The organism is Actinosynnema pretiosum, from assembly GCF_002354875.1.
Classification (GTDB): Bacteria; Actinomycetota; Actinomycetes; order Mycobacteriales; family Pseudonocardiaceae; genus Actinosynnema; species Actinosynnema auranticum.
The window spans coordinates 7,210,812-7,235,149 of sequence record NZ_CP023445.1 but is presented as its reverse complement, the minus strand read 5'-3'; the positions used below and the strand labels follow the sequence as shown (position 1 = coordinate 7,235,149).

Here is a 24,338-nt window from a genome sequence, read left to right as displayed (position 1 = left end):
ACCGTGCCCAAGCGGGTTGGCCGCGCTCCAGTGGTGCTCGACGACCCCGAGGGGCCGGCGCGACCCGAGGCCGTCGCGCTGGGCGGCGTGACGCCGCCCGACCCGCCCTCGCTGCTGTGCGACCCCGAGGGCGTCGTGGTCAGGGCCAGCGCCGCGGCGGCCGTGCTCGCCGGGGTCGCCGACCCCGGCGCGCTCGTCGGCCGACCCCTCGGCGAGCTGCTCGCGGGTGACCCGCCGGACCACCGGCTCACCCGCGCCGACGGCGCCCAGGTCGTGGTGCGCGTCGTGCGCGGACCCGCCGACGCCGCGGGGCTGACCACCGTCCTGCTGGTCGACGTGTCCGACCTGGCCAAGGCCGCCGACGAGCTGCGCGACGAGCAGCGGCGGCTGCGCGCGGTCCAGCGCGTGGCCGCCATCGGCTCCTGGGAGTACGACCCGGACACCGGCGCGACCGTGTGGTCCAGGACGCACTACGAGCTGCTCGGCATCGAGCCCGGTTCGGTCGTGCCCGGAGCGCAGGCCGTCCTCGCGGTGACCCACCCGGACGACCACGACGTGGTCGCCAGCTACTGGAGCAACCGCGAGATCACCGGCGCGCCGATAGACATCGTCTACCGGGTCGTCCGGCCCGACGGCGAGCTGCGCTGGATCCGGGGCGTCGCCGAGGCCGGGCTGCGCGCCGACGGCCGCGCCCGGCTGATCACCGGCTACATCAGGGACATCACCGAGCAGTGGCGCGCCGACCGGGCGCTCGCCACCGAGCGCGCGCGCCTGCTGGAGGCGCAGCGGATCGCCCGCATCGGCAGCTGGACCTACGACGTGCGGGGCCGCTCGCTGCACCGCAGCGAGGTGCTGCTGGAGATGTACTCGGCCATCGGCGTCTCGCCCGACCGCCACGACCTGCTCAGCGGCGTGCACGCCGACGACCGCGCCCACCTGCTGGAGCTGCGCCGGAAGCTGTTGCGCGCCAAGGACGGCCGCACGCAGGAGGCCGAGGTGCGCAGCGAGCTGGGCGACCGGGTCTACGTGTGCCGCGCCCGCGTCGAGCGCGAGCCCGGCGGGCGCGCCCCGGTGCGGCTGCACGGGACCGTGCAGGACGTCACCGAGGCGCGGGCCATGGAGCAGCAGCTGCGGGAGGACCGGCGCAGGCTCGCCGACGCCCAGCGCGCCGCCCGGCTCGGCGTGTGGGAGTGGGACCTGGCGACCGGCGAGGTGGTGTGGTCGGACATGCTCGCCGAGCTGTTCGGCGTGCCGCGCGACGAGCGCACCACGTACCGGACCTACCTGGACCTGGTGCACCCGGACGACCGGGCCTGGGTCGACGACATGTGGCAGCAGCTGGCCACCGAGGAGACCCCGGTGCAGTGCGAGCACCGGATCGTGCGGCGCGACGGCGCGGTGCGGGTGTTCCGCAGCCACGGCGTCGTCATCAACGGGCCGGACGGGCGCACGCTCGCCGTGGGCACCGCGCAGGACATCACCGAGCAGCGCGTCGCCGAGACCCGGATGCAGCGCTCCAGCCAGCGCTTCGCCGACCTGGTGTCGCTGACCCCGGTCGGCATCGGGCTGTTCGACGAGGGCGAGCGGCTGGTCGAGGCCAACGACGCGCTGTGCGACCTGCTCGGCATGGACCTGGAGCAGCTGCGCGGCATGACCGCGGAGCAGCTGACCGACCCGACCGACAACGACGACCGGCTGCAGTCGGTCAGCCGGATGACCGAGTTCGGCGCGGAGCGGGCGCACAAGATCCCGCAGCGGATACTGGTCAGGCCGGACGGCGAGCGGGTCTACTGCGAGCTGCACATCGCGCTGTCCGTGCAGGACGACGGCAGGCGGTTCTGGCTCATCGTGTTCCAGGACATCACCGAGCGCCGCCGCACCGCCGAGGCGCTGCGCCACCAGGCCACCCACGACGACCTCACCGGGCTGCCGAACCGGGCGCTGGTCAAGGAGCTGCTGGGCGAGCTGCTGGAGGGCGGCGACCGGGCGAAGGTCGCGGTGCTGTTCTGCGACATCGACAACTTCAAGCGGGTCAACGACTCCCTGGGCCACGACGCAGGCGACGAGCTGCTCGTCGCGCTGGCGCGGCGGCTGGAGGGCGGGCTGCCCGACGGGTGCACGGCGGCCCGGCTGTCCGGCGACGAGTACGTGATCATCTGCGAGAACATCGACGCGGTGGGCGGCGTGGACGCGCTGGCGACCCGCGTCGCCGGCCTGCTGCGCACGGCCGTCCCGGTGCACGGGCAGCTGGTCCGGGTGTCGGCGTCGATCGGCGCGGCGGTGCCCAACGGCTCGCGCGCCACCGGCGCGGACCTGCTGCGGTTCGCGGACGCGGCGATGTTCGAGGCCAAGCGGTCCGGCGCCGGGCGGGTGTCGCTGGCGTCGGCGGCGCTGATCGCGTCGGCCGACCGGCAGGTGCACCTGGAGGGGCAGCTGCGGGACGCGCTCGCCCACGACGGGCTGGCGCTGCACTACCAGCCGGTGGTCGGCGTGGACGGGTCGGTGCAGACCGCCGAGGCGCTGGTCCGGTGGCCGCACCCGGACCGGGGGCTGCTGTCGCCGGACATCTTCCTGCCCGTCGCTGAGCAGGGCGACCTGCTGCGCGAGCTGGACCGGTGGGTGCTGCGGACCGCGCTCAAGGAGGCCGCGACCTGGCCCGCGCCGGACGGCAAGCCCGTGGCGGTGGCGGTGAACCTGGCCGGGCTGGTGCCGGGCGACCCGGAGTTCGTGGACATCGTGTCGGCGACCATCGCCGAGTCCGGCATCCCGTGGGACCGGGTGGTGCTGGAGCTGGTGGAGACGGCGCTGGTCGACCTGCCCTCGCGGGTGCGGCAGTCCATGGCGGAGCTGGTCGAGCGCGGCGTGCAGTTCGCCGTGGACGACTTCGGCACCGGGTACTCGTCGCTGGCGCGGCTCAAGGACCTGCCCGCGCAGATCATCAAGGTCGACCGGCGGTTCGTGGCCGGGGTGGGCAGCGACTCGTCGGACTTCGCGGTGGCGCGGGCCGTGGTGGACATGGCGCGGGCGATGGGGCGCAAGTGCGTCGCGGAGGGCGTCGAGACGGCCACCCAGTTCCACGTGCTGCGCGGCGTCGGGGTGGACGCCTACCAGGGGTGGCTGTTCTCCCGGCCGGTGCCGCCGAAGGAGTTCCGGGCGGTGCTCGCGCTGGGGCCGCTGCACATCCCCAAGGCCGGGTGAGCCGGGCTCCCGCTCCGGTGTGACGTGCTGCGCAGAGCCGAGGTCTTTTGTCGGATTTCGGCCACTCGATCGTGGGGCAAGCGCCATAATCCCGCTCCGGGGGCCAGCGTTCGTGCTGGTCAGGGGAGGGGAACTGTGGAACCCGAACGGGTGATAGCGGACCTGGAGGCCAGGGCTCGCGACCTGGCCGCGCGGTCGGCGCAGGCGCAGGAGCAGATCCGGCAGGCGTCGGCGACCGTGCGCGCCAAGGACGGGGCGGTCACGGTGACCGTGGCGCCGAACGGGGCGGTGCAGGCCATCGAGTTCTCGCCGAAGGCGGGCGAGCTGTCGCACGTGCAGCTCGGGCAGGTCGTGATGGGGGTGCTGCGGCAGGCCCAGGCGCAGGCGGCGCGGCAGGTCGCGGCGGTGCTGGAACCGGACTTCGGCGGGACGCAGGCGATGGAGTTCCTGACCGGGTTCATCCCGGTGGAGGAGGTCGAGGAGCCTGCGGCTCGGGCTCGCGAGGAGGGCAGCGTGCTGCGGGACGAGTCCTGGGGCGCCGGCCCGGCGCGGCCGGGCTACTCGCCCCCGCCCGCACCTCCGGCCCCGCCCGCGCGGCGCCCGGTGGACCGGGGCGAGCCGGACGAGGACGACGGCTTCGGGCCGGTGCTCCGGTGAGCGGCGGCGGGTACGAGGTCGTCACCGGGCAGCTGGAGGCGTTCGCCGAGGCGCAGGACGGGCGCGGCGGCGAGGTGGCCGCCGCGGCGGGCAAGGCCGGTGGGGTGAACCTGGGCGGGGAGACGTTCGGGGTGCTGCTGTCGTTCTTCGCGAACGGCGCGGAGAGCGCGGCGGCGGAGGTCGTCGAGGGGATCGAGCGGTTGGCGGCGGCGTACGGGGAGGCGGCGGGGGACACCAGGGCCACCGCGGCGGAGTACGCGGCCGTGGAGGACGGGAACGCGGCGGGGGACACCAGGGCCACCGCGGCGGAGTACGCGGCCGTGGAGGACGGGAACGCGGCGGGGTTCGGGGGTGAGGGCTGATGGTGGAGTGGACCGGGTTCGGCGACGGGGTGATGAGTCCGGACAATGTGGCTGGGGCGGGACCGGTCGAGTCCCTGTTCCAGACGATCGAGTCCTTCTCGCGCCTGGACGAGGGTGACGTCGCCGAGATCGTCATGAACGGCGGTGCGCTGGGTCTCGATGTGCTCGGGGCCGCGCTCGACCCGCTGGGCGCGCTCGGCACGGCGGGCATCGGCTGGTTGATCGAGCACGTTTCCTTCCTGCGCGAGCCGCTGGACTACCTGGCGGGTGACGGCGACCGGATCAAGGCCGCCGTGCAGACGTGGAACGAGACCGCCACGGCGCTGGGGAAGATCGCCGAAGCGCAGCACGACGCCATCGAGACCCAGGTGTCGGGTTGGCAGCAGCAGGCCGCTGAGGGGTTCCGCGCCAGCCAGCGGCAGCTGGTGAAGGAAACGGTGGTGCTCAGCGAATCGTGCACACGGGTCGCCGGGGACATCGCCACGGCGGGCACGATCACGGCGACGATCAGGGGAACGATCCGGGACCTGATCGCCATGTTCGTGTGGGAGGTGGTCCGGAACGCGGCCATCGCGCTGGCCTCCTCCGTGGTCAGCTTCGGCAGCTCCATCGCCGCGTTCACCGCGTGGACGGTCGGGCGCGGTGCGGTTGTGCTGGGCAAGATCACGCAGAAGTTGAGCAAGCTGGTGAGCGTCGTCACTCGCATCCTGGGGCGGATCAAGCAGCTCACCGGTGCGCTGGGGCGTGCGCTGAAGGGGTTGGCGCGGTTCGGGAAGAGGGCGGGTGGGGGTGCGCCGACGCCGAGCGCCCCGCGCTTCCCCGGTCTGGACGGCCTGGGCAAGGGCTTGGACGACGTCGGCAAGCGCTTGGTCGACCGGGGGACCACCGCGCCGTCGTTGAGCGACGCGGCGGCCAAGGCGCGGCAGGGGGCTGGGGAGTTCGCGGACCGGTACAAGGACGCGGGCAACGTCGCGCAGAGGTTCGCCGACCAGCACCACGTGCCTGCGGCCGACAAGTTCGCTTCCGCTGCGGACGCGTACACCCCGTTCAAGCCGATCACCCGTGCGGACGGGACCGTGTCGCCGCACTCGGTGCCGAGCTTCAACGACGGGGCTTTCCAGATCAAGTTTGCTGCGGACAACTTCCGGGAGATCGCCAAGCAGGACGAACTGGTGGAAAAAGGGGCCACCGACGACGTCAAGCAGTTCAAGCGCCGGACGGGATACCTGGACGAATGAGCTGGGAGCGGGTCAGGAAGCCGGTTCTGCTCGCGGGGTACCTGCTCACCTCGGTGGGCGTGCCGCTCACGGTGTTCAGCGAAAGCCCGCTGATCTTGTGCGGTTTCGCGGCTCTCCTCCTGGCGCCTGTCCTCTGCTGGTTCCTGTCCGGGCGGTCGGGCATCGCGCTGGCCGCGCTCGGGGAGTGGAAGAGCGGGTGCGTGGTGCTGGACGAGCGGTACGAGAGCTGGGGGTACTTCGCCTACCGCGTGCGGTGCGGTGATCAGGTGTTCGAGTACGACACCCAGAGCGGGCGAGGAGCGGTCGAGGTCGGGGATTCGATCCCGCTGGTGGTGGAGCCCCGTGGGTTGCTGCCGGTCGTGCGGTCCGTGTGGAACTCGGACATCGGTTTCGCCGCGCCTTACGCGCCGGGTGGGTACGCGCTGCTAGTGGTCGGGCTCGGGGTGGTGGCTGCCCGGCTGCCACAGCCCGAGAAACCGTCCGGGGCGCAGCGGGTGTCGGGTGGTTCGGTGAAAGGCGACTTCCTCTGATGGTTGTTCCGGATAGCGGTTCCAGGGTGAAGAAGATCAACAGTCCGGTGCTCGTAGCTTTCGCGCTGCTGGGTGCGCTGATCGGACCGATCGGGATCTTCTCCGCTTCCGACTGGCAACTCCTCGGCTGGCTCAGCCTGTTCGGGAGCTTCTTCCTCTTCTTCTGCATCGCGAAGCGGCCGATCGCGTTCCTCGTGGGGCTCCTGCTCTTCATGCTCTACGTGTCGATGCTGATTTTCTTCGTGACCCCGTGGTGGTACTCGCTCCACGGTGAGCGGGTGGACGGGTGCGTGCTGGTGGACAGCGAGTACCGGAGCGGGGGGAGGCGCAGTCCGAGTTACTACGACTACCGCTTCCAGTGCGGTGACCGGGTGTTGGAGAGCACCAGCAAGAGCGTGAAGTCCGTCGAGGTCGGCGACACGGTGTCGTTGCTGGTGGACAGCACCGGGTTGCTCCCCGCGGTGGCGCCTGTGCCGAACGAGGAGAACGCTCCCTACGGGCCTTACGCGCTGGGTGCGTACTACCTGCTCTCGATGGGGAGCGTGCTGGTGGCGGCGCGCTTGCCCGAGCCCGTTGACCGGCCGAAGCCCAAGCCCAAGCGGCGTCCCGCTGGTCCGTTGAACGGTGACTTCCTCTGATGGTCGTCCCGTCCCGCCGCACGAGGTGGAAGAAGGTCCTCGCCGAGAAGAGGGTCAGGGCGGTGCTCCTCGTGCTCGGGCTCGTGTCCGTCCTGGTGGGGGTGATCCTGGTCGGCTCCGAGTCGACCGAGCGCCGAGCTCTGGGCGTCCTGGGGTTCGCCGTGTACTCCCTCGTGCTGTGCCTGCGCCACGGGCAGTGGACGGCGGCGTTCACGGCGATCGCGCTCACCGGGATGGGCGTGTTCGCGTCCGAGCAGTACGTGCAGCCGTGGTGGTACTCGGTACTGGGCGAGCGGCTGGACGGGTGCGTGGTGGTCGATCCGGACGCCGGGCTCCGGGACCGCTCCGTCTACCACGTCCGGTGCGGTGAGCGTGAGTTCGAGTCCGACAACGACGGAAGCTGGAACTACGTCGCGGTCTACAAGCCCTTCTCCCTCCGGGTCGACCGCACCGGGCTGCTGCCCCCTCGGGCGGTCGTTCCGTGGGAGCGGGACGTCTCCGGCGGGCCGTTCGCCCTGGGCGGGTTCCTGGTGTTCGCGCTGGCGTTCCTGCCTGCGGCGCGCTTCGCGCCGAAACCGCGGAGCCGGGCCCCTCGGCAGCAGGAGCCGGGCGGGCCCCTGACCGACAAGTTCCTCTGACCCGCCACCGCCCCCACCGTCCCCAGGGGAGGGTCAACCGGTGGACGTGGTCGTCAAGAGGGTGTTGCTGGTGGTCGGCGTGCTGCTCGTGCCCGCGGGCGCGGCCGGGTTCCTGGTCAAGAGCACCCTGTGGCGCGGGCAGCGCGCCGGGTCGGGGAGCGGGAGCGGAATCCGGCGGACTTCTCCTCGGTGCGGTGCGGGGATCTGGTGACCGAGCACGTGGAGAACGGGCTCCGGGCCCCTCGGGTAAGGAAGTGGGGGAAGTTGCCCGAGGAGGTCCGGGCGCTCGCGGTGCGGGAGGTCGGGGCCGTGGCGCGGGCTCGGGAGCGGGTGGCGCGGGAGTTCGACTGAACCCGGCGCCACCCGGCGGACAGGATCAGGTCGCGGACGCGGCGATCAGCGGCAGCAGCGCCGCGATCCGGTGCCTGGGCAGGTCGATCAACCGCTCCTCCAGGTCCGCCGCCTCACCCACCGCCTCGGTGATCCGCTCCCGCGCCGCCCGCTTCGTCAACCCGCCCCTGGTCGCCGTCACCAGCGCCTCCCGCCACACGTTCCCCAGCTTGCCGTGCGCCCGCGACAGCACCTCCCGCACCGCCAGCCCGCCCTCGTCCAACCCGCCCGCCAGCACCTGGTCCGCCACCACGACGCACGTCTTCCCGTCCGGCGTGGAACGCAGGTAGCGCAGCGAGAACCTCGTCCCCACCAGCTCCGCGAGCGCCTTCTGCCCCTTCTCCGACGCGACGTCCGGGTGGTTGTTCGGCACCAGCGCCGCCATCCGCCCCGGCGAGCACGCCAGCAGCGTCCGCAGCAGCCACGGGCCCGGATCGGCGCTCAGGTCCACGGCCAGCGACGCCGCCCCCTTGCCCACCGGCTCCGCCCAGCCCGGCTGCCTCGGCTTCGGCGGCGGGCTCGACTCCGGGCGCGGGGCCAGGTCCACCAGCGCCTCCAGCGCCTTGCCGCTCGGGCCCTCGGACTCCAGTGACTGCGGGCCGTGCGTGTAGATCCCCGGCTTGGTCACCGACACCGACCGCCTCGACGTCGGCCTGCACACGTACAGGTCCGCCGCGCTGCCGATCGCCTGCGCCCCGTCGAACCGGTGGAACGCGGGCAGCACCGCCTCGAACAGCAGCCCCAGCCGCAGCAGCTCCTGCTGCACCTTCAACCCGAGCGCCGGGGTGCGGTCGCTGGAGCCGTGCGCCAGCAGCAGCCTCCCGTCCCGCCCCAGGCACTCCACGCCGCGCGCCGCGAACAGGCCCATGCCCTCCGGCGTGTAGGGCGGGTCGCTGAACACCAGGTCCGCGCTCTCCAGCACCGACGGCGGCAACCCGAAGCGGAAGTCCGCGTGCAGCGTCGTGACGTCCCAGCCGCGCTCGGCCGCGATCCGGTCCACGTGCGCCAGCAGCCGGTCGTCCACGTCCACCACGACCACCCGCACGCTCGGGTCCACCGCGCACACCGCCAGCGACGTCAGGTCGTGGTCGCCCAGGCACAGCAGGGTCCGGCCGGACAGGTCGTAGGTCGTGGTCAGCCACAGCGCCCGCTTCAGCGCCGTCTCCGGCGTGGCCTGCACGTGGTCCAGCGCGGCCACCGGCGGCGGCACGGACGCGACGTCCGCGCGGACCACCGCCAGCAGGTCCGGGTTCTCCGCCACCAGCGCGTCCGCCGCGTCCGGGAGCTCCTCGGCCGCGTACCGGGCGTACGCGGCGGCCCGCGCGGGGACGATCCGGTGCCGGTCGCCCCTGCTCTCCAGGTCGTCCTGCGCCGCGGTCAGCAGCTCCTGCACGGTGCGGCGCGGCACGGCGGGCAGCCGGACCAGCTCCGCGAGGCTGTGCCAGTCCCGGCACAGCAGGGTCAGCACCCGGCGCAGCGGGCGCGCGTGCGCCCCCCGGCTCGCCAGGAGGTCGCGGACGCGGTCGCTCGGCTCATCTGCTGCCACAAGCAGAGCAGCCTAAACGGTGCCGGGGACCCGGCTCGCCACCGTCGGCGTCCCACCCCCGCGAGGGACTTCCCGTTATCCGGGATGTCCTGCCGCTGTCACCCCGACGGGCTAGGGTCGTCCGACAGCCGCAACCCAGGGGGAGGGAACCCGGTGTGATCGAGTTCAGGGGAGCGACCAAGCGGTTCGACGACGGGACGACCGCGGTCGACGGCCTGGACCTGGTGGCCGAGCCCGGCGCGGTGACCGTGTTCGTCGGCCCGTCCGGCTGCGGCAAGACCACCTCGCTGCGCATGGTCAACCGCATGGTGGAGGCCACGTCCGGCACCGTCCTGGTGGGCGGCCGGGACGTGCGCGAGGTCGACCCGCCGGAGCTGCGGCGCGGCATCGGCTACGTCATCCAGCAGGCGGGCCTGTTCCCGCACCGCACGGTCCTCGACAACGTCGCGACCGTGCCGCTGCTGTCCGGCTGGGGCAAGCGCAAGGCGCGCACCCGCGCGGCCGAGCTGCTGGAGCTCGTCGGGCTGCCGCAGGAGCTGGGCGGGCGCTACCCGGCGCAGCTGTCCGGCGGCCAGCAGCAGCGCGTCGGCGTGGCCCGCGCGCTCGCCGCCGACCCGCCCGTGCTGCTGATGGACGAGCCGTTCAGCGCCGTCGACCCGGTGGTGCGCGAGGGCCTCCAGGACGAGCTGCTGCGGCTGCAGGGCGAGCTGGGCAAGACGATCGTGTTCGTCACGCACGACATCGACGAGGCGGTGCGGCTCGGCGACAAGGTCGCGGTGTTCCGCGAGGGCGGCGTGCTCGCCCAGTACGCGCCGCCCGCCGAGCTGCTGTCCCGGCCCGCCGACGACTTCGTCGCCGGGTTCGTCGGCCGCGACCGGGGCTACCGGGGGCTGTCCTTCGCGGACTCCGGCGGCCTCGCGCTCGGGCAGGTCGGCACGGTCGGACCGGACGACGCGCCCGGCGGCGGCGACGCCTGGCGGCTGGTGCTCGACGCCGACCGCAGGCCGCAGGGCTGGTACCCGCCGGGTGACGGTGGCGCAGCCGTGCCGGGCGGGAGCCTGCACGAGCTGGGCGCCCCGCTGCGCGGCGCGCTCGACGCCGCCCTGTCCTCACCGGCCGGGCTGGGCGTGACCGTGGACTCCGACGGCCGCTACGCCGGGGTCGTCACCGCCCGCGAGGTCCTGGACGCCATCGAGGCGCGGCGGGAGCGACCGGGGGCCGCCCGTGGATGACGTCCTGAGCTACCTCTCCGACGCGGGCACCCGGTCGGCCGTGCTGGACATGCTCGGCGAGCACGTCTACCTGTCGCTGTTCCCGCTGCTGGTCGCCGTGGTCCTGGCCATCGCGCTCGGCCTGCTGTGCCACCGGTTCCGCGCCGCGCGCGCCACCGTGATCGCCCTGTCGAACGTGCTCTACACGATCCCGTCGCTGGCCCTGTTCGCGATCATCCCGGCCCTCATCGGCACGAAGGTCCTGGACAGCGTCAACGTCGTGGCCGCCCTCACCCTGTACACGACGGCGCTGCTGGTGCGCCCGGTCGCCGACGCGCTCGACGCGGTGCCCGGCCACGTCACCGCCGCCGCCACCGCCATGGGCTTCCGGCCGGTGCGCCGGTTCTTCGCGGTGGAGCTGCCGCTGGCGGTGCCGGTGCTCGCGGCGGGCGTGCGGGTCGGGTCGGTCAGCAACATCAGCCTGGTCAGCGTCGGCGCGCTGATCGGCACCGGCGGGCTCGGCGTGCTGTTCACCGACGGGTTCCGGCAGCGCTACCTCGCGCCGATCATCGTCGGGGTCGTGCTCACCCTCGTGCTGGCGCTGGTCGTGGACCTGCTGCTGGTCGCGCTGCGCAAGGTCCTGACGCCGTGGGCGGAGGTCGCGAAGTGATCTTCGCTGACGCGCTGGAGTGGTTGCTCTCGCCGGGGAACTGGTCCGGGTCCACCTCGATCCCGACGCGGGTCGGCGTGCACCTGCTGTACTGCCTGGCCGCCGTGCTCGGCGCGAGCGCGATCGCGGTGCCGCTGGGCCTGTGGATCGGGCACACCGGGCGCGGCGGGACGCTGCTGGTCGCGGGCGGCAACGCGCTGCGGGCGCTGCCCACGCTCGGCCTGGTCACCCTGCTGTACCTGCTGCTCGGCGGCGGGCAGGTCGGGGTCGTGGTCGCGCTCGTCGTGCTGGCGATCCCGCCGCTGCTCGCGGGCGCGTACGCCGGGGTGCAGGACGTGGACCGGGGCGTCGTGGACGCCGCGCGCGGCATGGGGATGACCGGCTCGCAGGTGCTGTGGCGGGTGGAGCTGCCGAACGCGCTGCCGCTGCTGCTCGGCGGGGTGCGCAACGCCACCCTGCAGGTCGTGGCGACCGCGTCGGTGGCCGCGTACGTGGGGATCGAGACGCTCGGCCGCCCGCTGCTGGACGGTTTGCGGGTGCTGGACTACGGGCAGTTCGTCGGCGGCGCGGTGCTCATCGCCCTGCTGGCGGTCGCGCTCGACCTGCTGCTGGCGGGGGTGGGCGGGCTCGTCGTGCCCAAGGGCCTCACCCTCGGCACGCGGCGTCGCAAGGGGAAGCTGTCGGCGACCGCCGCCGCGCAGCGCGAAGTGAGGGGAAGCAAGGCATGAAGCGCACGTTGACGGCGGTGGCGGCGGTGCTCGCGCTGGCGACCGCCGGTTGCGGCTCGGCGGAGGACCTCAGCGGGAGCGGCGACCAGGCCGCCTCCGGCGAGATCGTGGTCGGCTCGGCCGACTTCACCGAGAACAAGATCCTGGCCGAGATCTACGCGGGCGCGCTCAAGACCACCGGCGCGAAGGTGTCGGTGCGCTCCGGCATCGGCGCGCGCGAGCTGGTCGTGCAGGCGCTGCAGGACAAGTCGCTCGCGGTGGTGCCCGAGTACACCGGCAACCTGCTGGTGCACTTCGACAAGGCCAGCACCGCCTCCGAGGCCGAGGAGGTCTACTCGGCGCTCAAGTCCGAGCTCCCCGAGGGCCTGGAGGTGCTGGAGAAGTCGGCGGCCGAGGACAAGGACGTCCTGGTGGTCACCAAGGAGACCGCCGACTCGGGCGTGAAGTCCATCGCCGACCTCGGCGAGGGCAAGTACGTGCTCGGCGCCGCGGGCGAGTGGGCCCAGCGCTGGGAGGCCAAGGTCAAGGAGCTGTACGGGGTCACCTTCAAGGAGATCAAGACCACCGACGCGGGCGGCCCGGTCACCGTGGACACGCTCAAGGACGGCGGGTCGCAGGTCGCGAACCTGTACACCACGCAGGCCGACATCGCGGTGAACGGGTTCGTGCAGCTGGAGGACCCGAAGAGCATGTACCCGGCGCAGAACATCCTGCCGCTGCTGCGGACCGGCGCCGTGGACGACAAGGGCAAGGCCGTGCTGGACAAGGTCTCCGCCGGGTTGACGACGGAGAACGTGGCCGAGCTGGTCAAGAAGGTCGACGTGGACAAGGAGACCGTGGCCAACGTGGCGGCGGAGTTCCTGAAGACCCTGTCCCTGTAACGGGATTCGCGCCCCGCGAGGGGATTCGCAGGTCCGAAGAGCGGCGCTCCCACTGCGGGGGCGCCGCTCTTCTGCGCCCTGCGCCCTGCGCCCTCACGCCCGGCTCCCGCCGATCCGCTCGGTGAGCGAGTCCGCCGCCTGCATCGCCTCGGCCGCCAGCTCCGGCCAGGACTGGCCGCACGGCTCCTCGCACAGGTGCCGGAACGTCACCGTGATCGCCGCGATCGGCCGCTCCCCGTGGTCGTACACCGGGGCCGCCACCGACGCGAAGCCCGCCGTCACGAACCCGTCCTCCACCGCCCACCCGCGCCGCCGCTCCTCGGCGAGCAGCCTGCGCAGCGCGGGCAGGTTGCGCGGCCCCCGGCCGGTGCGGTCCACGAACGCCCGCGCGCTCGGGAACAGCGCCCGCACCTGCGCGTCCGGCAGCCGGGCCAGCATCGCCCTGCCCGACGCGGTCAGGTGCGCGGGCAGCCGCACCCCGACGTCCGACACGATCGTCTGCGGCTGCCTCGGCTGCTCCCGCACCAGGTACAGGGCCTCCGCGCCGTGCAGCACGCCCAGGTGCGCGGGCAGCGACACCTGGTCCACCAGCCTGCGCAGCAGCGGGCGCGCCAGGCGTTCGAGGGGGTCGTGCCGCAGGTACGCCGACCCCAGCTCGAACGCGGCCACGCCGAGCCCGTAGCGGCGCTCCTCCGGGAAGTGCGTGGCGAACCCGGCGTCGGCCAGCTCCGCCAGCAGGTGGTAGGTCGTGGACCTCGGCAGGTCCAGCTCGCGCGCCACCGCCGCCGCCGACAGCGGGCCCGGCCTGCTCGCCAGCAGGCGCAGCACCGCCAGTCCCCGGCGCAACGCCGGGACGTCGCTGCTCCCACCCATGGGCCCATTCTCGGCAAAACGGGGTCGCCGCGCACCGGAGGTCCGTGACAACGAGCTTCGAGGCGTCCACCACCGAGCCGCACCCGCCTTCGGCCGTCCGCACCGCCGCAGAGCCGGACGGCGGGTGTCTGGCATCCCAGACACCTCCGCCCGATCTCCGCTCGTGCCGGGGGCCGCCGCGGGTTGTGATGTGCCCATGCAGCACGTCGAACTCGGGCCGAAGGCCCTCACCCGCGACGAGGTCGCCGCCGTCGCCCGCGGCTCTGCCGCCGTGCGGCTCACCGGTGAGGCGCGCGAGGCCGTCGCCGCCGCGCGCGCCCACATCGAGCGGCTGGCCTCGGCCGAGCGGCCCACCTACGGGGTGTCCACCGGGTTCGGCGCGCTCGCCGTCCGGCACATCCCGCCGGACCGGCGGGCCGCGCTCCAGCAGGCCCTGGTGCGCTCGCACGCGGCGGGCGCGGGCCCCGAGGTGGAGCGCGAGGTGGTCAGGGCGCTCGTGCTGCTGCGCCTGCGCACGCTCGCCTCCGGGCACACCGGCGTGCGGCCGGAGACCGTGGAGACCATGGCGGCGATGCTCAACGCGGGCATCACCCCGGTGGTGCACGAGTTCGGCTCGCTCGGCTGCTCCGGCGACCTCGCCCCGCTCTCCGCCGCCGCGCTCGCCCTCACCGGCGAGGGCATGGTGCGCGACGCCGGGAACGACCTCGTCCCGGCCGCCGACGCGCTCGCCGCCGCGGGCATCGCGCCGCTGCGCCTGGCCGAGAAGGAGGGCCTGGCGCTGATCAACGGCACCGACGGGATGCTCGGGATGCTGGTGCTGGCCATCCACGACCTGCGCCACCTGCTCGACGTCGCCGACCTCACGGCCGCGATGAGCGTGGAGGCCCTCCTGGGCACCGACCGGGTGTTCGCCGCCGACCTGCACGCCCTGCGCCCGCACCCCGGCCAGGGCCGCAGCGCCCAGCGGATGGCCGAGATCCTGTCCGGCTCCGAGATCGTCGCCAGCCACCGGGGCCCGGACTGCAACCGGGTCCAGGACGCCTACTCGCTGCGCTGCTCCCCGCAGGTGCACGGCGCGGCCCGCGACACCGTCGCGCACGCCGAGACCGTCGCCGACCGCGAGCTGGCCTCCGCCGTGGACAACCCGGTCGTGCTCGCCGACGGCCGCGTCGAGTCCAACGGCAACTTCCACGGCGCGCCGATCGCCTACGTGCTGGACTTCCTGGCCATCCCGGTCGCCGACGTCGCCTCCATCGCCGAGCGCCGCACCGACCGGATGCTCGACGTGAACCGCTCGCACGGCCTGCCGCCGTTCCTGGCCGACGACCCCGGCGTCGACTCCGGGCACATGATCGCCCAGTACACGCAGGCCGCGATCGTGTCCGAGCTCAAGCGGCTGGCCGTGCCCGCCTCGGTGGACTCGATCCCCAGCTCCGCCATGCAGGAGGACCACGTGTCCATGGGCTGGTCGGCCGCGCGCAAGCTGCGCAAGGCCGTCGACGGCCTGCGGACCGTGCTCGCCATCGAGTACCTGACCGCCGCGCGGGCACTGGACCTGCGCGCCCCGCTCAAGCCCGCCCCCGCCACGGCCGCCGCCGTCGCGAGGCTGCGCGAGGTCGTGCCCGGCCCCGGCCCGGACCGGCACCTCGCGCCCGAGATCGCCGCAGCCGAAGCCATCATCAGGAACGGAGCGCCCCAGTCGTGGTGACCGCAGCCAGAGGGACCGACCTGACCGCGCGCAGCTGGCCCACCGAGGCCGCGCTGCGCATGTTCCACAACAACCTCGACCCGGACGTGGCCGAGCGCCCCGAGGACCTGGTGGTCTACGGCGGCACCGGCAAGGCCGCCCGCGACTGGCCGAGCTTCCACGCCATCAGCCGCGAGCTGGAGCAGCTGGCCGACGACGAGACGCTGCTGGTGCAGTCCGGCCGCCCGGTGGGCGTGCTGCGCACCCACGAGTGGGCGCCGCGCGTGCTCATCGCCAACTCCAACCTGGTGCCGGACTGGGCGGACTGGCCCGAGTTCCGCCGCCTGGAGGCGGCCGGGCTGACCATGTACGGGCAGATGACCGCCGGGTCGTGGATCTACATCGGCACCCAGGGCATCCTGCAGGGCACCTACGAGACGTTCGCCGCCGTCGCCGCCAAGCGGTTCGGCGGCACCCTGCGCGGCACGCTCACCGTCACCGCCGGGCTCGGCGGCATGGGCGGCGCGCAGCCGCTGGCGGTCACCATGAACGAGGGCGTCGCGCTGTGCGTGGAGGTCGACCCGGCGCGGGCGCGCAGGCGCGTGGAGACCCGCTACCTGGACGAGGTCGCCGACGACCTGGACGACGCCGTCGCCCGCGCGCTCGCCGCGAAGGCCGAGGGGCGCGCCCTGTCCGTGGGGGTGGTTGGCAACGCCGCCGAGGTGCTTCCGGAGCTGCTGCGCCGGGGCGTGGCGGTGGACGTGGTCACCGACCAGACCTCCGCGCACGACCCGCTGATGTACCTGCCGGTCGGGGTCGGCGTCGACGAGTGGCACGAGTACGCCGCCGCGAAGCCGGAGGAGTTCACCGAGCGGGCGCGCGCGTCGATGGCCGCGCACGTGGAGGCCATGCTCGGGTTCCAGGCGGCGGGCGCCGAGGTGTTCGACTACGGCAACTCGATCCGGGGCGAGGCCAAGCTCGGCGGCTGCGAGCGGGCGTTCGACTTCCCCGGCTTCGTGCCCGCCTACATCCGGCCGCTGTTCTGCGAGGGCAAGGGCCCGTTCCGCTGGGCCGCGCTGTCCGGCGACCCGGCCGACATCGCCAAGACCGACGCCGCGATCCTGGAGCTGTTCCCGGAGAACGAGCAGCTCGCCCGGTGGATCAAGCTCGCCGGTGAGCGGGTGGAGTTCCAGGGGCTGCCCGCCCGGATCTGCTGGCTCGGCTACGGCGAGCGGCACCGCGCGGGGCTGAGGTTCAACGAGATGGTGGCGTCCGGCGAGCTGTCCGCGCCGATCGTCATCGGCCGCGACCACCTCGACTGCGGGTCGGTGGCCTCGCCGTACCGGGAGACCGAGGCGATGGCCGACGGCTCCGACGCGATCGCCGACTGGCCGCTGCTGAACGCGCTGGTCAACACCGCCTCCGGGGCCACCTGGGTGTCGATCCACCACGGCGGCGGGGTCGGCATCGGGCGGTCGATCCACGCCGGGCAGGTCACCGTCGCGGACGGCACCGAGCTGGCCGCCGCGAAGATCGAGCGGGTGCTCACCAACGACCCCGGCATGGGCGTGCTGCGGCACGCGGACGCCGGGTACGACCGGGCGCGCGAGGTCGCGGACGAGCGCGGGGTGCGGGTGCCGATGGCCGGGGGTGGCGAGTGACCTCGCTGGCCGACCTGGCCGACGTCGGCCGGGACGCGCGGCGCGGCGGGTACTCGCGGCACGGGTTCGACCGGGTCGAGCTGGAGCTGCGCGAGTGGTTCACCGCCGAGGCGACCGCGCGCGGGCTGGACGTGCGCGCGGACCGCAACGGGAACCTGTGGGCGTGGTGGGGGCGGCCTGGTCCCGGCGCGGTGGTCACCGGCAGCCACCTGGACTCGGTGCCCGGCGGCGGGGCGTTCGACGGGCCGCTCGGCGTGGTGTCCGCGCTCCAGGCCGTGGACCTGCTGCGGGCGCGCGGGTTCCGGCCGGCGCGACCGCTGGCGGTGGCGGTGTTCGTGGAGGAGGAGGGCGGGCGGTTCGGCGTCGCCTGCCTGGGGACCCGGCTGATGACCGGCGCGATCACGCCCGAGCGGGCCGCCGCGCTCGTCGACGCGGACGGGGTCAGCTTCGGCGAGGCCGCCCGCGCCGCCGGGTTCGAGCCCTCGGCGATGGGGCGGGACGACGAGGCGCTCGCGTCCATCGGGGCGTTCGTGGAGCTGCACGTCGAGCAGGGGCGCGGGCTGACCGTGCCGGTCGGGGTGGCCAGCTCGATCCTGGCGCACGGGCGGTGGCGGTTCACCTTCACCGGCGAGGGCAACCACGCCGGGGCGACCCTGGTCGAAGACCGGCGCGACCCGGTGCTGCCCGCGTCGGCGACCGTGCTGGCCGCCCGCGCCGCGGCGCGCGGGGGAGCGCGGGCGACGGTGGGGCGGATCGTGCCGAACCCCGGTGGCGCCAACGTGATCGCGTCCTCGGTGGACCTCTGGCTGGACGCGCGGGCCTCGGACGACGCGACCACGCGGGCCGTCGTGGCGGAGGTCGTGGCGGCGGCCGAGCGGGCGGCGGCGGACGAGGGCTGCGAGGTGCGGGTCACCGAGGAGTCCTACGGGGACACCGTGCACTTCGACGCCGGACTGCGCGACGAGCTGTCCGCGGTGCTCGGCGGGGTCCCCGCGCTGCCGACCGGCGCCGGGCACGACGCGGGCGTCCTGGCCGGGCACGTGCCCACGGCGATGCTGTTCGTGCGCAACCCGACCGGGGTGAGCCACGCGCCGGAGGAGTTCGCGGAGGACGCGGACTGCGCGGCCGGGGTGGTGGCGCTGGCGGCGGCGCTGGAGCACCTCGCCGGGTGAGGTCGTGGGCGCCTCGGTCCGCCGGAGGGGCGCGGACCGGGGTTCCCCGGCTGTGGATCTTGGCTGGTCGCCTCGTCGCGGCCATGCTGGGGGTGGGTGGGCTCCGCGGGGGCGCGCGCCAGGCGAGAGCCGAACCGGGTGAGCGGCGGGAGGCCGATGTGCGGTGGTTGGTGAGGTCGCGGTGAAGAGCTTCTGGTGCGAGCGGGCCGTCCTGCCCGGCGGGGTCGCGGCGCGGGTGCTGCTGCGGGTGTCCGACGGGGTCATCCGCGAGGTCCGCGAGGTCGACACCATCCCGCTGGGGTCCCAGCGGTTGCACGGGGTGGTGCTGCCGGGGTTCGCCAACGCCCACTCGCACGCCTTCCACCGGGGGCTGCGCGGGCGCACGCACGACGGCGGCGGCACGTTCTGGACCTGGCGCGAGCGGATGTACCAGCTGGCGGCCGAGCTGACGCCGCGCTCGTACCAGCGGCTCGCCACGGCCGTGTACGCCGAGATGGTGGTCGCCGGGTACACCGCCGTCGCCGAGTTCCACTACCTGCACGCGGGCGGCAACGAGATGGCCGAGGCGCTGCGGGCGGCGGCGCGGGCGGCGGGCATCCGGTTGACCCTGCTCGACACCGCCTACCTGGCCGGGGGCATCGGGAAGCCGGTCGCCGGGGCGCAGGAGCGGTTCAGCGACGGCAGCGCGGCGGCGTGGGCGCGGCGCTCCGGCGAGCTGCTGCCCGACGACAACACGGTCGTCGGGACGGCGATCCACTCGGTGCGGGCGGTGCCGCGCGAGGAGCTGGCCGCCGTCGCGGGCGCGTTCCCGGACCGGCCGCTGCACGTGCACCTGTCGGAGCAGCCCGACGAGAACCGGGAGTGCCTCGAGGCGTACGGCCTCACCCCGACCGCGCTGCTCGCCGAGGCGGGCGCGCTGGGCGAGCGCACCACCGCCGTGCACGCCACCCACCTGACCGCCGAGGACATCGCGCTGCTCGGCGGCAGCGGCGCCGGGGTGTGCCTGTGCCCGACCACCGAGGCCGACCTGGCCGACGGCATCGGGCCCGCGCGGGAGCTGGCCGACGCCGGGGTGCGGCTGTCGCTGGGCAGCGACCAGAACGCGGTGGTGGACCCGCTGCTGGAGGCGCGCGGCCTGGAGCACGGCGAGCGGCTGCGGTCGGGGCGGCGTGGGCGGTTCTCGCCCGCCGAGCTGGTGGCCGCGCTGACCGGGCACCACGCGCTGGGCAGGCCGGAGGCGGGGCGGATCGAGGTGGGCGCGCCCGCGGACCTGGTGGCGCTGCGGGCGGACTCGCCGCGCACGGCCGGGGCGGAGCCGGGGCAGCTGGTGCTGGCGGCGACGGCGGCGGACGTGGCGGCGGTCGTGGTCGGCGGGCGGGTCGTGGCGCGCGACGGCGCGCACGAGGAGCTGGGCGACGTGGGCGGGTTGTACCGGGAGGTGCTGCGGCGGTGAGCGGGACGGCGGTGAGCACGCTGGTCACCGGGGTCGGCGAGCTGACCACGAACGACCCCGGGCTGGGGCGGCTGCGGGACGCGGCGCTGGTGCTCGACGGGGACCGGGTGGCGTGGGTCGGTCCGGCGGCCGGGGCGCCGGACGCGGACGAGCGGGTGGACGTCGGCGGCCGGGCGGTGCTGCCGGGGTGGGTGGACAGCCACACGCACCTGGTGTTCGCAGGCGACCGGACCGAGGAGTTCGAGTCCCGCATGGCCGGGCGGCCCTACGCGGCCGGGGGCATCGCGACCACGGTCGCCGCCACGCGGGCCGCGTCTGACGCCGAGCTGGAGGAGGGGCTGCGGCGGCACGTGGCCGAGGCGGTCGCCCAGGGCACGACGTGCCTGGAGACCAAGACCGGGTACGGGCTGACCGTGGCGGAGGAGCTGCGGGCCGCCCGGCTGGCGGCGCGGTGGGTGGACGAGGTGACGTTCCTCGGCGCGCACCTGGTGCCGCCGGGGGCCGACGCGGGCGAGTACCTGGAGCTGGTGGCCGGGGAGATGCTGGACGCGGTCGCGCCGCACGTGCGGTGGGCGGACGTGTTCTGCGAGGAGGGCGCGTTCGACGAGGCCGGGTCCCGGCGCGTCCTGGAGGCCGCCCGGTCGCGCGGGCTCGGCCTGCGGGTGCACGGCAACCAGCTCGGGCGGGGGCCGGGGGTGCGGCTGGCGGTGGAGCTGGGCGCGGCGAGCGTGGACCACTGCACGCACCTGTCCGACGCGGACGTGGCGGCGCTGGCGGGCTCGGACACCGTCGCGACCCTGCTGCCCGCGTGCGACCTGTCCACCCGCCAACCCCTGCCGCCCGCGCGGGCGCTGCTGGACGCGGGCGCGGAGGTGGCGCTGGCGAGCAACTGCAACCCCGGCTCGTCGTACACCACGTCGATGGCGTTCGCGGTGACGACGGCGGTGCTCCAGATGCGGCTGACCGTGGAGGAGGCCGTGCGCGCCGCGACGGCGGGCGGCGCGCGGGCGCTGCGGCGGACGGACGTGGGACACCTGGGGGTGGGCGCGCGGGCGGACGTGCACGTGCTGAACGCCCCGTCGACCACCCACCTGGCGTACCGACCGGGGGTGCCGCTCACGTGGGCGGTGTGGCGGCGGGGGGTTCGGGAGCGGTGAAGAGCTGGTGCGAGCTATTCGGAATTTTCTCTTTGGGGTGAATATTCCCTATTAATCTTGCATCCTTATTTGCTCTCGGTGCCCCCTCCTGGCCTGCTTGAACTAATCCTGTGAGTCGTAGCGGTGAATTCCGCTCAACTGCGGTGTTGCCCCCTTAAATTGTTCTATAGCTTGGTGATGGATCACCGCGTGCGACCAATCGGGGGAACGATGGCACTGGAATGGAATCCGGATCTCACCGCGGCCTTCAGCCGCAGGGTCGTCAAGACGCTCGCCGAGCTGGGCGGTGACACCGCCCCGTGCGACAACGCGCTGAGCTGCCCCGACGTGTGGGAGCTCGACAACGGCGACCTCGCCGTCATCGGCCGCGACTGCACCGAGGCCTACGAGGGCAGGCTGCCGGAGGGGGTCGGCGTCGGCGACGGGGAGCGGCTGGTCGTCGTGCCGGGGGCCGTCGCGCGCACGTTCAAAGCGGTGCTGTCGTGAGCGCCTGCACCGGGGTCCCGCTCACGCTCGACGAGTACGTCGACGGCTTCGAGCGCCACCACGGCGTGGAGGGCGTCGGCGAGCTGTGGAAGATCGAGCGCACCCAGGTCTTCCAGGAGGAGGGCAACGCCAGTTGCGCCGCCTTCCTCGCCGGTGACCGCGCCCGCTCGCTCGCCCTGATCGCCGAGCGCCTGCCCCAGCTGGAGCAGCAGCACCGGGCCGCCACCGCCCACGGCATGGTCGTGGGCCGGGTCAGGGTGGTCGAGGAGCCGCTCGACCCGTACGTCCTGTGGGAGCTGACCTCGCAGGTCCAGCGCGCCGCCCTCGGCGAGCAGATCAAGGTGGTCGACGCCGCCGACCTCGCGGGGCTGGAGGCGGGCGGACCGCTGCCCGACCTGGTCGGCTTCGACGACGCGGTCGTCTACTTCATCCACTACACCCCGGACGGCGTCCCCACCGGGGCCACCGCCGCCACCGACCACCAGGTCGCCCACTGGCGGCAGGTCTACCGGTCGCTGCACGACGCCGCCGAGCCGGTCGCCGACTACCACGCCCGCCGCGTCGCGCCGGAACTCCCCGAGGCGCCGTGACCGGCGAAGCGGGCGACTTCGCGCGCAACGAGTTCGGCGGCTCCGCCGACGACGTCGTGCAGGCGGGCGCGGTCAACGGGGGCGTGCACTTCCACGGCGCGCGCCCCCGCGCCGCCTGGCCGCCGCCCCGCCAGCTCCCCGCTGACGTGCGCGGCTACGTGAACCGCAACGAGGAGCTCCAGCGCCTCAACGGCTTCCTGAACGACCACCTCGGTTCGGACGTGTCCGGCGTCGGCCTGTGCGTGGTCACCGGCACCGCCGGGGTCGGCAAGACCTCGCTCGCCGTGCACTGGGCGCACCGGGTGTCCGCCGCCTTCCCGGACGGCCAGCTCTACGTCAACCTGCGCGGCTACGACCCCGGCCCGCCAGTCACGCCCGCGCACGCGCTCGACCACTTCCTGCGGTCCCTGCGCGACCCCGGCGAGCCGGTGCCCGCCGACCTGGAGGGCAGGGCCGCCGCCTACCGCTCGATGCTCGCGGGCCGCCGCGTGCTCGTGCTGCTCGACAACGCCTCCGACGTCGCGCAGGTCCGCCCGCTGCTGCCGGGCACGGCGGGCTGCCTGGTCGTGATCACCAGTCGCAGCAGGCTCTCCGGCCTGGTGGCCCGCGACGGCGCGCACCGCCTCGTGCTGGACGTGCTCACCGAGTCGCAGGCCGTGGAGCTGCTGCACGGCGTCACCGACAACTACCGCCCGCCCGACGACCCGGCGCAGCTCGTGGAGCTGGCCGGGCTGTGCGCGCGGCTGCCGCTGGCGCTGCGCATCGCGGGGGAGCGCGCCGGGCGCCGCCCCCACTTGCCGCTGCGCCGGCTCATCGAGGAGCTGCGCGACGAGTCCTCGCTGTGGGACGCCCTCACCTCCGACGCCGACGAGGACGGCGTGCGCACCGTGTTCGCCTGGTCCTACCGGGCGCTCACCCCGGACGCGGGCAGGCTGTTCCGCCGCCTCGGCCTGCACACGGGCGCCGAGTTCGGCGCGGGCGCCGCGGCGGCGCTGGTGGGCGCCGACGTCCGCGCCACCCGCAGGCTGCTGGACGACCTCGTCGGCGCGCACCTGGTCGAGCAGATCGGGCCCGACCGGTTCCAGTTCCACGACCTGCTCCGGGCCTACGCCACCGACCAGGCCCGCGTGGACGAGACCCCGGAGAGCGCCAGGGCCGCGCGGCGCGACCTGCTGCTGTGGTACCTGCGCGCCGCCGCGGCGGCCTGCGCCCTGATCTCCCCGCACACCTCCCGCGCCGCGCTGCCGCAGACCCCGGAGGGGCTGGGCGCCGAGCCGCCCGAGTTCGCCGACCAGGTCGAGGCGCTGCGCTGGCTGGAGGTCGAGCACGCCAACCTGGTCGTCGCCGTCCGGCACGCGGACCAGAGCGGGATGCCCGACCTGGCCTGGCTGCTGCACGTCGTGCTCCGCCCGTTCCACGCCAGGAGCAACCGGTTCGACGACTGGATCGAGACCGGCGACATCGCCCTGCGGGCCGTGCGCGGCCTCGGCGACCGGGCCGGTGAGGCCGAGGTGCTGGAGAGCCTGGGCAAGGCCCACGTGCAGCGCGGGTGGGCCGTCGAGGGGGCCGTGCGGCACCGCGAGTCGCTCGCCATCCGGCGCGAGCTGGGCGACCGGCGGGGCCAGATGGTGTCCGCGAACGCACTCGGGCTGGCCCTGCTGCGCGACCACCGGCTGTCCGAGGCGCTGGCCGCGTTCGAGCACGCCCGCGCCACCGCGATCGAGCTGGACGACGCGCACTGGACCGGCCTGACCACGACCAACGCCGCCGAGGTCCGCTGCGACCTCGGCGACTTCGAGGCAGGTCGGGACCTGCTCACCGAGGCCGCCGAGGTGTTCCGCGCGCTCGACGACCGGATCTGGGAGGCGGAGAGCCTGCACGGGCGCAGCCGCGCGCACCGGGAGCTGGGCGACCTGGAGGCCGCGCAGCGGGACATCCGCGCGGCGCTGGCCGTGGCGCGGGACCACGACCACCCGGTCGCCGAGGCGTTCTGGCTCATCGAGTCCGGGCGGGTGGAGGTGGCGGCCGGGCGGCCGGAGCGGGCGCTGGTGGAGTACCAGCGGTCGGCGGCCATGCACCGGAAGGTCGGGGACCGGGAGCGGGAGGCGGTCGCGCTCGACGCCACGGGGGAGGCGTACGCGCGGCTCGGGCGGGTCGAGGACGCCGAGCGGTTCCACCGGGGCGCGGTGGTGGTGCTGCGGGAGCTGGGGAACCGGTGGCAGCTCGCGGTGGCGCTCGTGAACCTGGCCGCCGTCGTGGACGACCCGGCCGAGACGCTGGCGGAGGCCGGGGCGCTCGCTGCGGGGTTCCCCGACCCGGAGGCCCGCGCGCTGCGGGAGCGGGCGGCGCGGCTGGCCCGGTGAGACGGGCGGTGCGACTGGTCCGGTGCGGCAGGTCCGGTGGGCGGCCCCGAGCCCGGCCTCGCTGTGGCGAACGACGCGGTGCGGCGGCCCCCGGAGCGGGTACCGGAACCCGCGGGGGCCGGGGGAGCGCTAGCCCGTTCGTGCGACGCGCGCGGACCGGAGCGTCCCCGGACGTGGGTGATCCGTGTGGGAAAGTGAAGTCCCACCGG

General features: G+C 74.5%; 23 protein-coding genes. 21 read left to right on the top strand and 2 right to left on the bottom strand.

Features of this window, described 5'->3' with window-relative positions; genetic code table 11:
* The first annotated feature begins 3 nt into the window (after positions 1-3).
* From CNX65_RS30915 to CNX65_RS35840, 9 genes are all read left to right on the top strand, one after another.
* Positions 4-3,198 carry a sensor domain-containing protein gene (locus CNX65_RS30915; protein WP_096496891.1) on the top strand — a complete coding sequence of 1,065 codons (3,195 nt, stop codon included), beginning with the start codon at positions 4-6 and terminating at the stop codon, positions 3,196-3,198.
* Positions 3,199-3,333: 135 nt separating this feature from the next.
* The gene (locus tag CNX65_RS30910; protein ID WP_157767915.1) at positions 3,334-3,855 is read left to right on the top strand and encodes a YbaB/EbfC family nucleoid-associated protein; all 522 of its coding nucleotides are present in this window, start codon (positions 3,334-3,336) and stop codon (positions 3,853-3,855) included.
* Positions 3,852-4,217, top strand: a complete 366-nt coding sequence (locus CNX65_RS30905) for a type VII secretion target (protein WP_096496889.1) — start codon at positions 3,852-3,854, stop codon at positions 4,215-4,217. Before CNX65_RS30910 ends, CNX65_RS30905 begins: the two co-directional genes overlap by 4 nt.
* A complete protein-coding gene (locus CNX65_RS30900) occupies positions 4,217-5,455 on the top strand; it encodes a WXG100-like domain-containing protein (RefSeq protein ID WP_096496888.1) in 1,239 nt (412 codons plus the stop codon). The genes CNX65_RS30905 and CNX65_RS30900 overlap by 1 nt, the downstream gene beginning before the upstream one ends.
* Positions 5,452-5,985 carry a hypothetical protein gene (locus CNX65_RS30895; protein WP_096496887.1) on the top strand — a complete coding sequence of 178 codons (534 nt, stop codon included), beginning with the start codon at positions 5,452-5,454 and terminating at the stop codon, positions 5,983-5,985. The genes CNX65_RS30900 and CNX65_RS30895 overlap by 4 nt, the downstream gene beginning before the upstream one ends.
* Positions 5,986-6,011: 26 nt before the next feature.
* Positions 6,012-6,623, top strand: coding sequence for a hypothetical protein (locus tag CNX65_RS30890; RefSeq protein ID WP_096496886.1), 612 nt, complete (start codon positions 6,012-6,014; stop codon positions 6,621-6,623).
* Positions 6,623-7,261, top strand: coding sequence for a hypothetical protein (locus CNX65_RS30885; protein WP_096496885.1), 639 nt, complete (start codon positions 6,623-6,625; stop codon positions 7,259-7,261). The genes CNX65_RS30890 and CNX65_RS30885 overlap by 1 nt, the downstream gene beginning before the upstream one ends.
* Before the next feature lie 40 nt (positions 7,262-7,301).
* Entirely contained in the window at positions 7,302-7,472 is a 171-nt protein-coding gene (locus tag CNX65_RS35845) for a hypothetical protein (protein WP_157767914.1), read from the top strand.
* Positions 7,469-7,612, top strand: coding sequence for a hypothetical protein (locus CNX65_RS35840; protein ID WP_157767913.1), 144 nt, complete (start codon positions 7,469-7,471; stop codon positions 7,610-7,612). The genes CNX65_RS35845 and CNX65_RS35840 overlap by 4 nt, the downstream gene beginning before the upstream one ends.
* A gap of 25 nt (positions 7,613-7,637) precedes the next feature.
* Here the strand turns inward: CNX65_RS35840 and CNX65_RS30880 are convergent, their stop codons facing one another.
* Positions 7,638-9,197 carry a bis-aminopropyl spermidine synthase family protein gene (locus CNX65_RS30880; protein ID WP_096496884.1) on the bottom strand — a complete coding sequence of 520 codons (1,560 nt, stop codon included), beginning with the start codon at positions 9,195-9,197 and terminating at the stop codon, positions 7,638-7,640.
* A gap of 155 nt (positions 9,198-9,352) precedes the next feature.
* Between CNX65_RS30880 and CNX65_RS30875 the strand changes: the two genes are divergently transcribed.
* Genes CNX65_RS30875 through CNX65_RS30860 form a run of 4 tightly spaced genes read left to right on the top strand, consistent with a single transcriptional unit; the run spans position 9,353 to position 12,687 of the window.
* On the top strand, positions 9,353-10,429 hold the full coding sequence (locus CNX65_RS30875) for an ABC transporter ATP-binding protein (protein WP_096496883.1): 1,077 nt from the start codon (positions 9,353-9,355) through the stop codon (positions 10,427-10,429).
* Between the two features lie 49 nt (positions 10,430-10,478).
* Complete coding sequence (locus CNX65_RS30870; RefSeq protein WP_218181319.1) at positions 10,479-11,078, top strand: ABC transporter permease; 600 nt, start codon at positions 10,479-10,481, stop codon at positions 11,076-11,078.
* Entirely contained in the window at positions 11,075-11,806 is a 732-nt protein-coding gene (locus CNX65_RS30865) for an ABC transporter permease (RefSeq protein WP_096496881.1), read from the top strand. The genes CNX65_RS30870 and CNX65_RS30865 overlap by 4 nt, the downstream gene beginning before the upstream one ends.
* Complete coding sequence (locus tag CNX65_RS30860; protein WP_096496880.1) at positions 11,803-12,687, top strand: ABC transporter substrate-binding protein; 885 nt, start codon at positions 11,803-11,805, stop codon at positions 12,685-12,687. Before CNX65_RS30865 ends, CNX65_RS30860 begins: the two co-directional genes overlap by 4 nt.
* A gap of 93 nt (positions 12,688-12,780) precedes the next feature.
* Here CNX65_RS30860 and CNX65_RS30855 read toward each other — a convergent pair whose 3' ends face one another.
* On the bottom strand, positions 12,781-13,560 hold the full coding sequence (locus CNX65_RS30855; protein ID WP_096496879.1) for an IclR family transcriptional regulator: 780 nt from the start codon (positions 13,558-13,560) through the stop codon (positions 12,781-12,783).
* 196 nt (positions 13,561-13,756) lie between these two features.
* Between CNX65_RS30855 and hutH the strand changes: the two genes are divergently transcribed.
* From hutH to CNX65_RS30815, 8 genes are all read left to right on the top strand, one after another.
* On the top strand, positions 13,757-15,268 hold the full coding sequence (gene hutH / locus CNX65_RS30850) for a histidine ammonia-lyase (protein WP_096496878.1): 1,512 nt from the start codon (positions 13,757-13,759) through the stop codon (positions 15,266-15,268).
* A complete protein-coding gene (hutU, locus tag CNX65_RS30845; RefSeq protein ID WP_096496877.1) occupies positions 15,262-16,908 on the top strand; it encodes a urocanate hydratase in 1,647 nt (548 codons plus the stop codon). The genes hutH and hutU overlap by 7 nt, the downstream gene beginning before the upstream one ends.
* Positions 16,905-18,080 carry an allantoate amidohydrolase gene (locus CNX65_RS30840; protein ID WP_096496876.1) on the top strand — a complete coding sequence of 392 codons (1,176 nt, stop codon included), beginning with the start codon at positions 16,905-16,907 and terminating at the stop codon, positions 18,078-18,080. The genes hutU and CNX65_RS30840 overlap by 4 nt, the downstream gene beginning before the upstream one ends.
* A 181-nt stretch (positions 18,081-18,261) precedes the next feature.
* Positions 18,262-19,533, top strand: a complete 1,272-nt coding sequence (locus tag CNX65_RS30835; RefSeq protein ID WP_096498090.1) for a formimidoylglutamate deiminase — start codon at positions 18,262-18,264, stop codon at positions 19,531-19,533.
* Positions 19,534-19,544: 11 nt separating this feature from the next.
* On the top strand, positions 19,545-20,690 hold the full coding sequence (gene hutI / locus CNX65_RS30830; protein ID WP_096498089.1) for an imidazolonepropionase: 1,146 nt from the start codon (positions 19,545-19,547) through the stop codon (positions 20,688-20,690).
* A 210-nt stretch (positions 20,691-20,900) separates the two neighbouring features.
* Positions 20,901-21,176: a hypothetical protein gene (locus CNX65_RS30825; protein ID WP_096496875.1), complete on the top strand. Its 276-nt coding sequence runs from the start codon at positions 20,901-20,903 to the stop codon at positions 21,174-21,176.
* Positions 21,173-21,766: a DUF6879 family protein gene (locus CNX65_RS30820; protein WP_096496874.1), complete on the top strand. Its 594-nt coding sequence runs from the start codon at positions 21,173-21,175 to the stop codon at positions 21,764-21,766. Before CNX65_RS30825 ends, CNX65_RS30820 begins: the two co-directional genes overlap by 4 nt.
* Positions 21,763-24,129: an ATP-binding protein gene (locus CNX65_RS30815; protein ID WP_096496873.1), complete on the top strand. Its 2,367-nt coding sequence runs from the start codon at positions 21,763-21,765 to the stop codon at positions 24,127-24,129. The genes CNX65_RS30820 and CNX65_RS30815 overlap by 4 nt, the downstream gene beginning before the upstream one ends.
* The last annotated feature ends 209 nt before the right edge of the window (positions 24,130-24,338 follow it).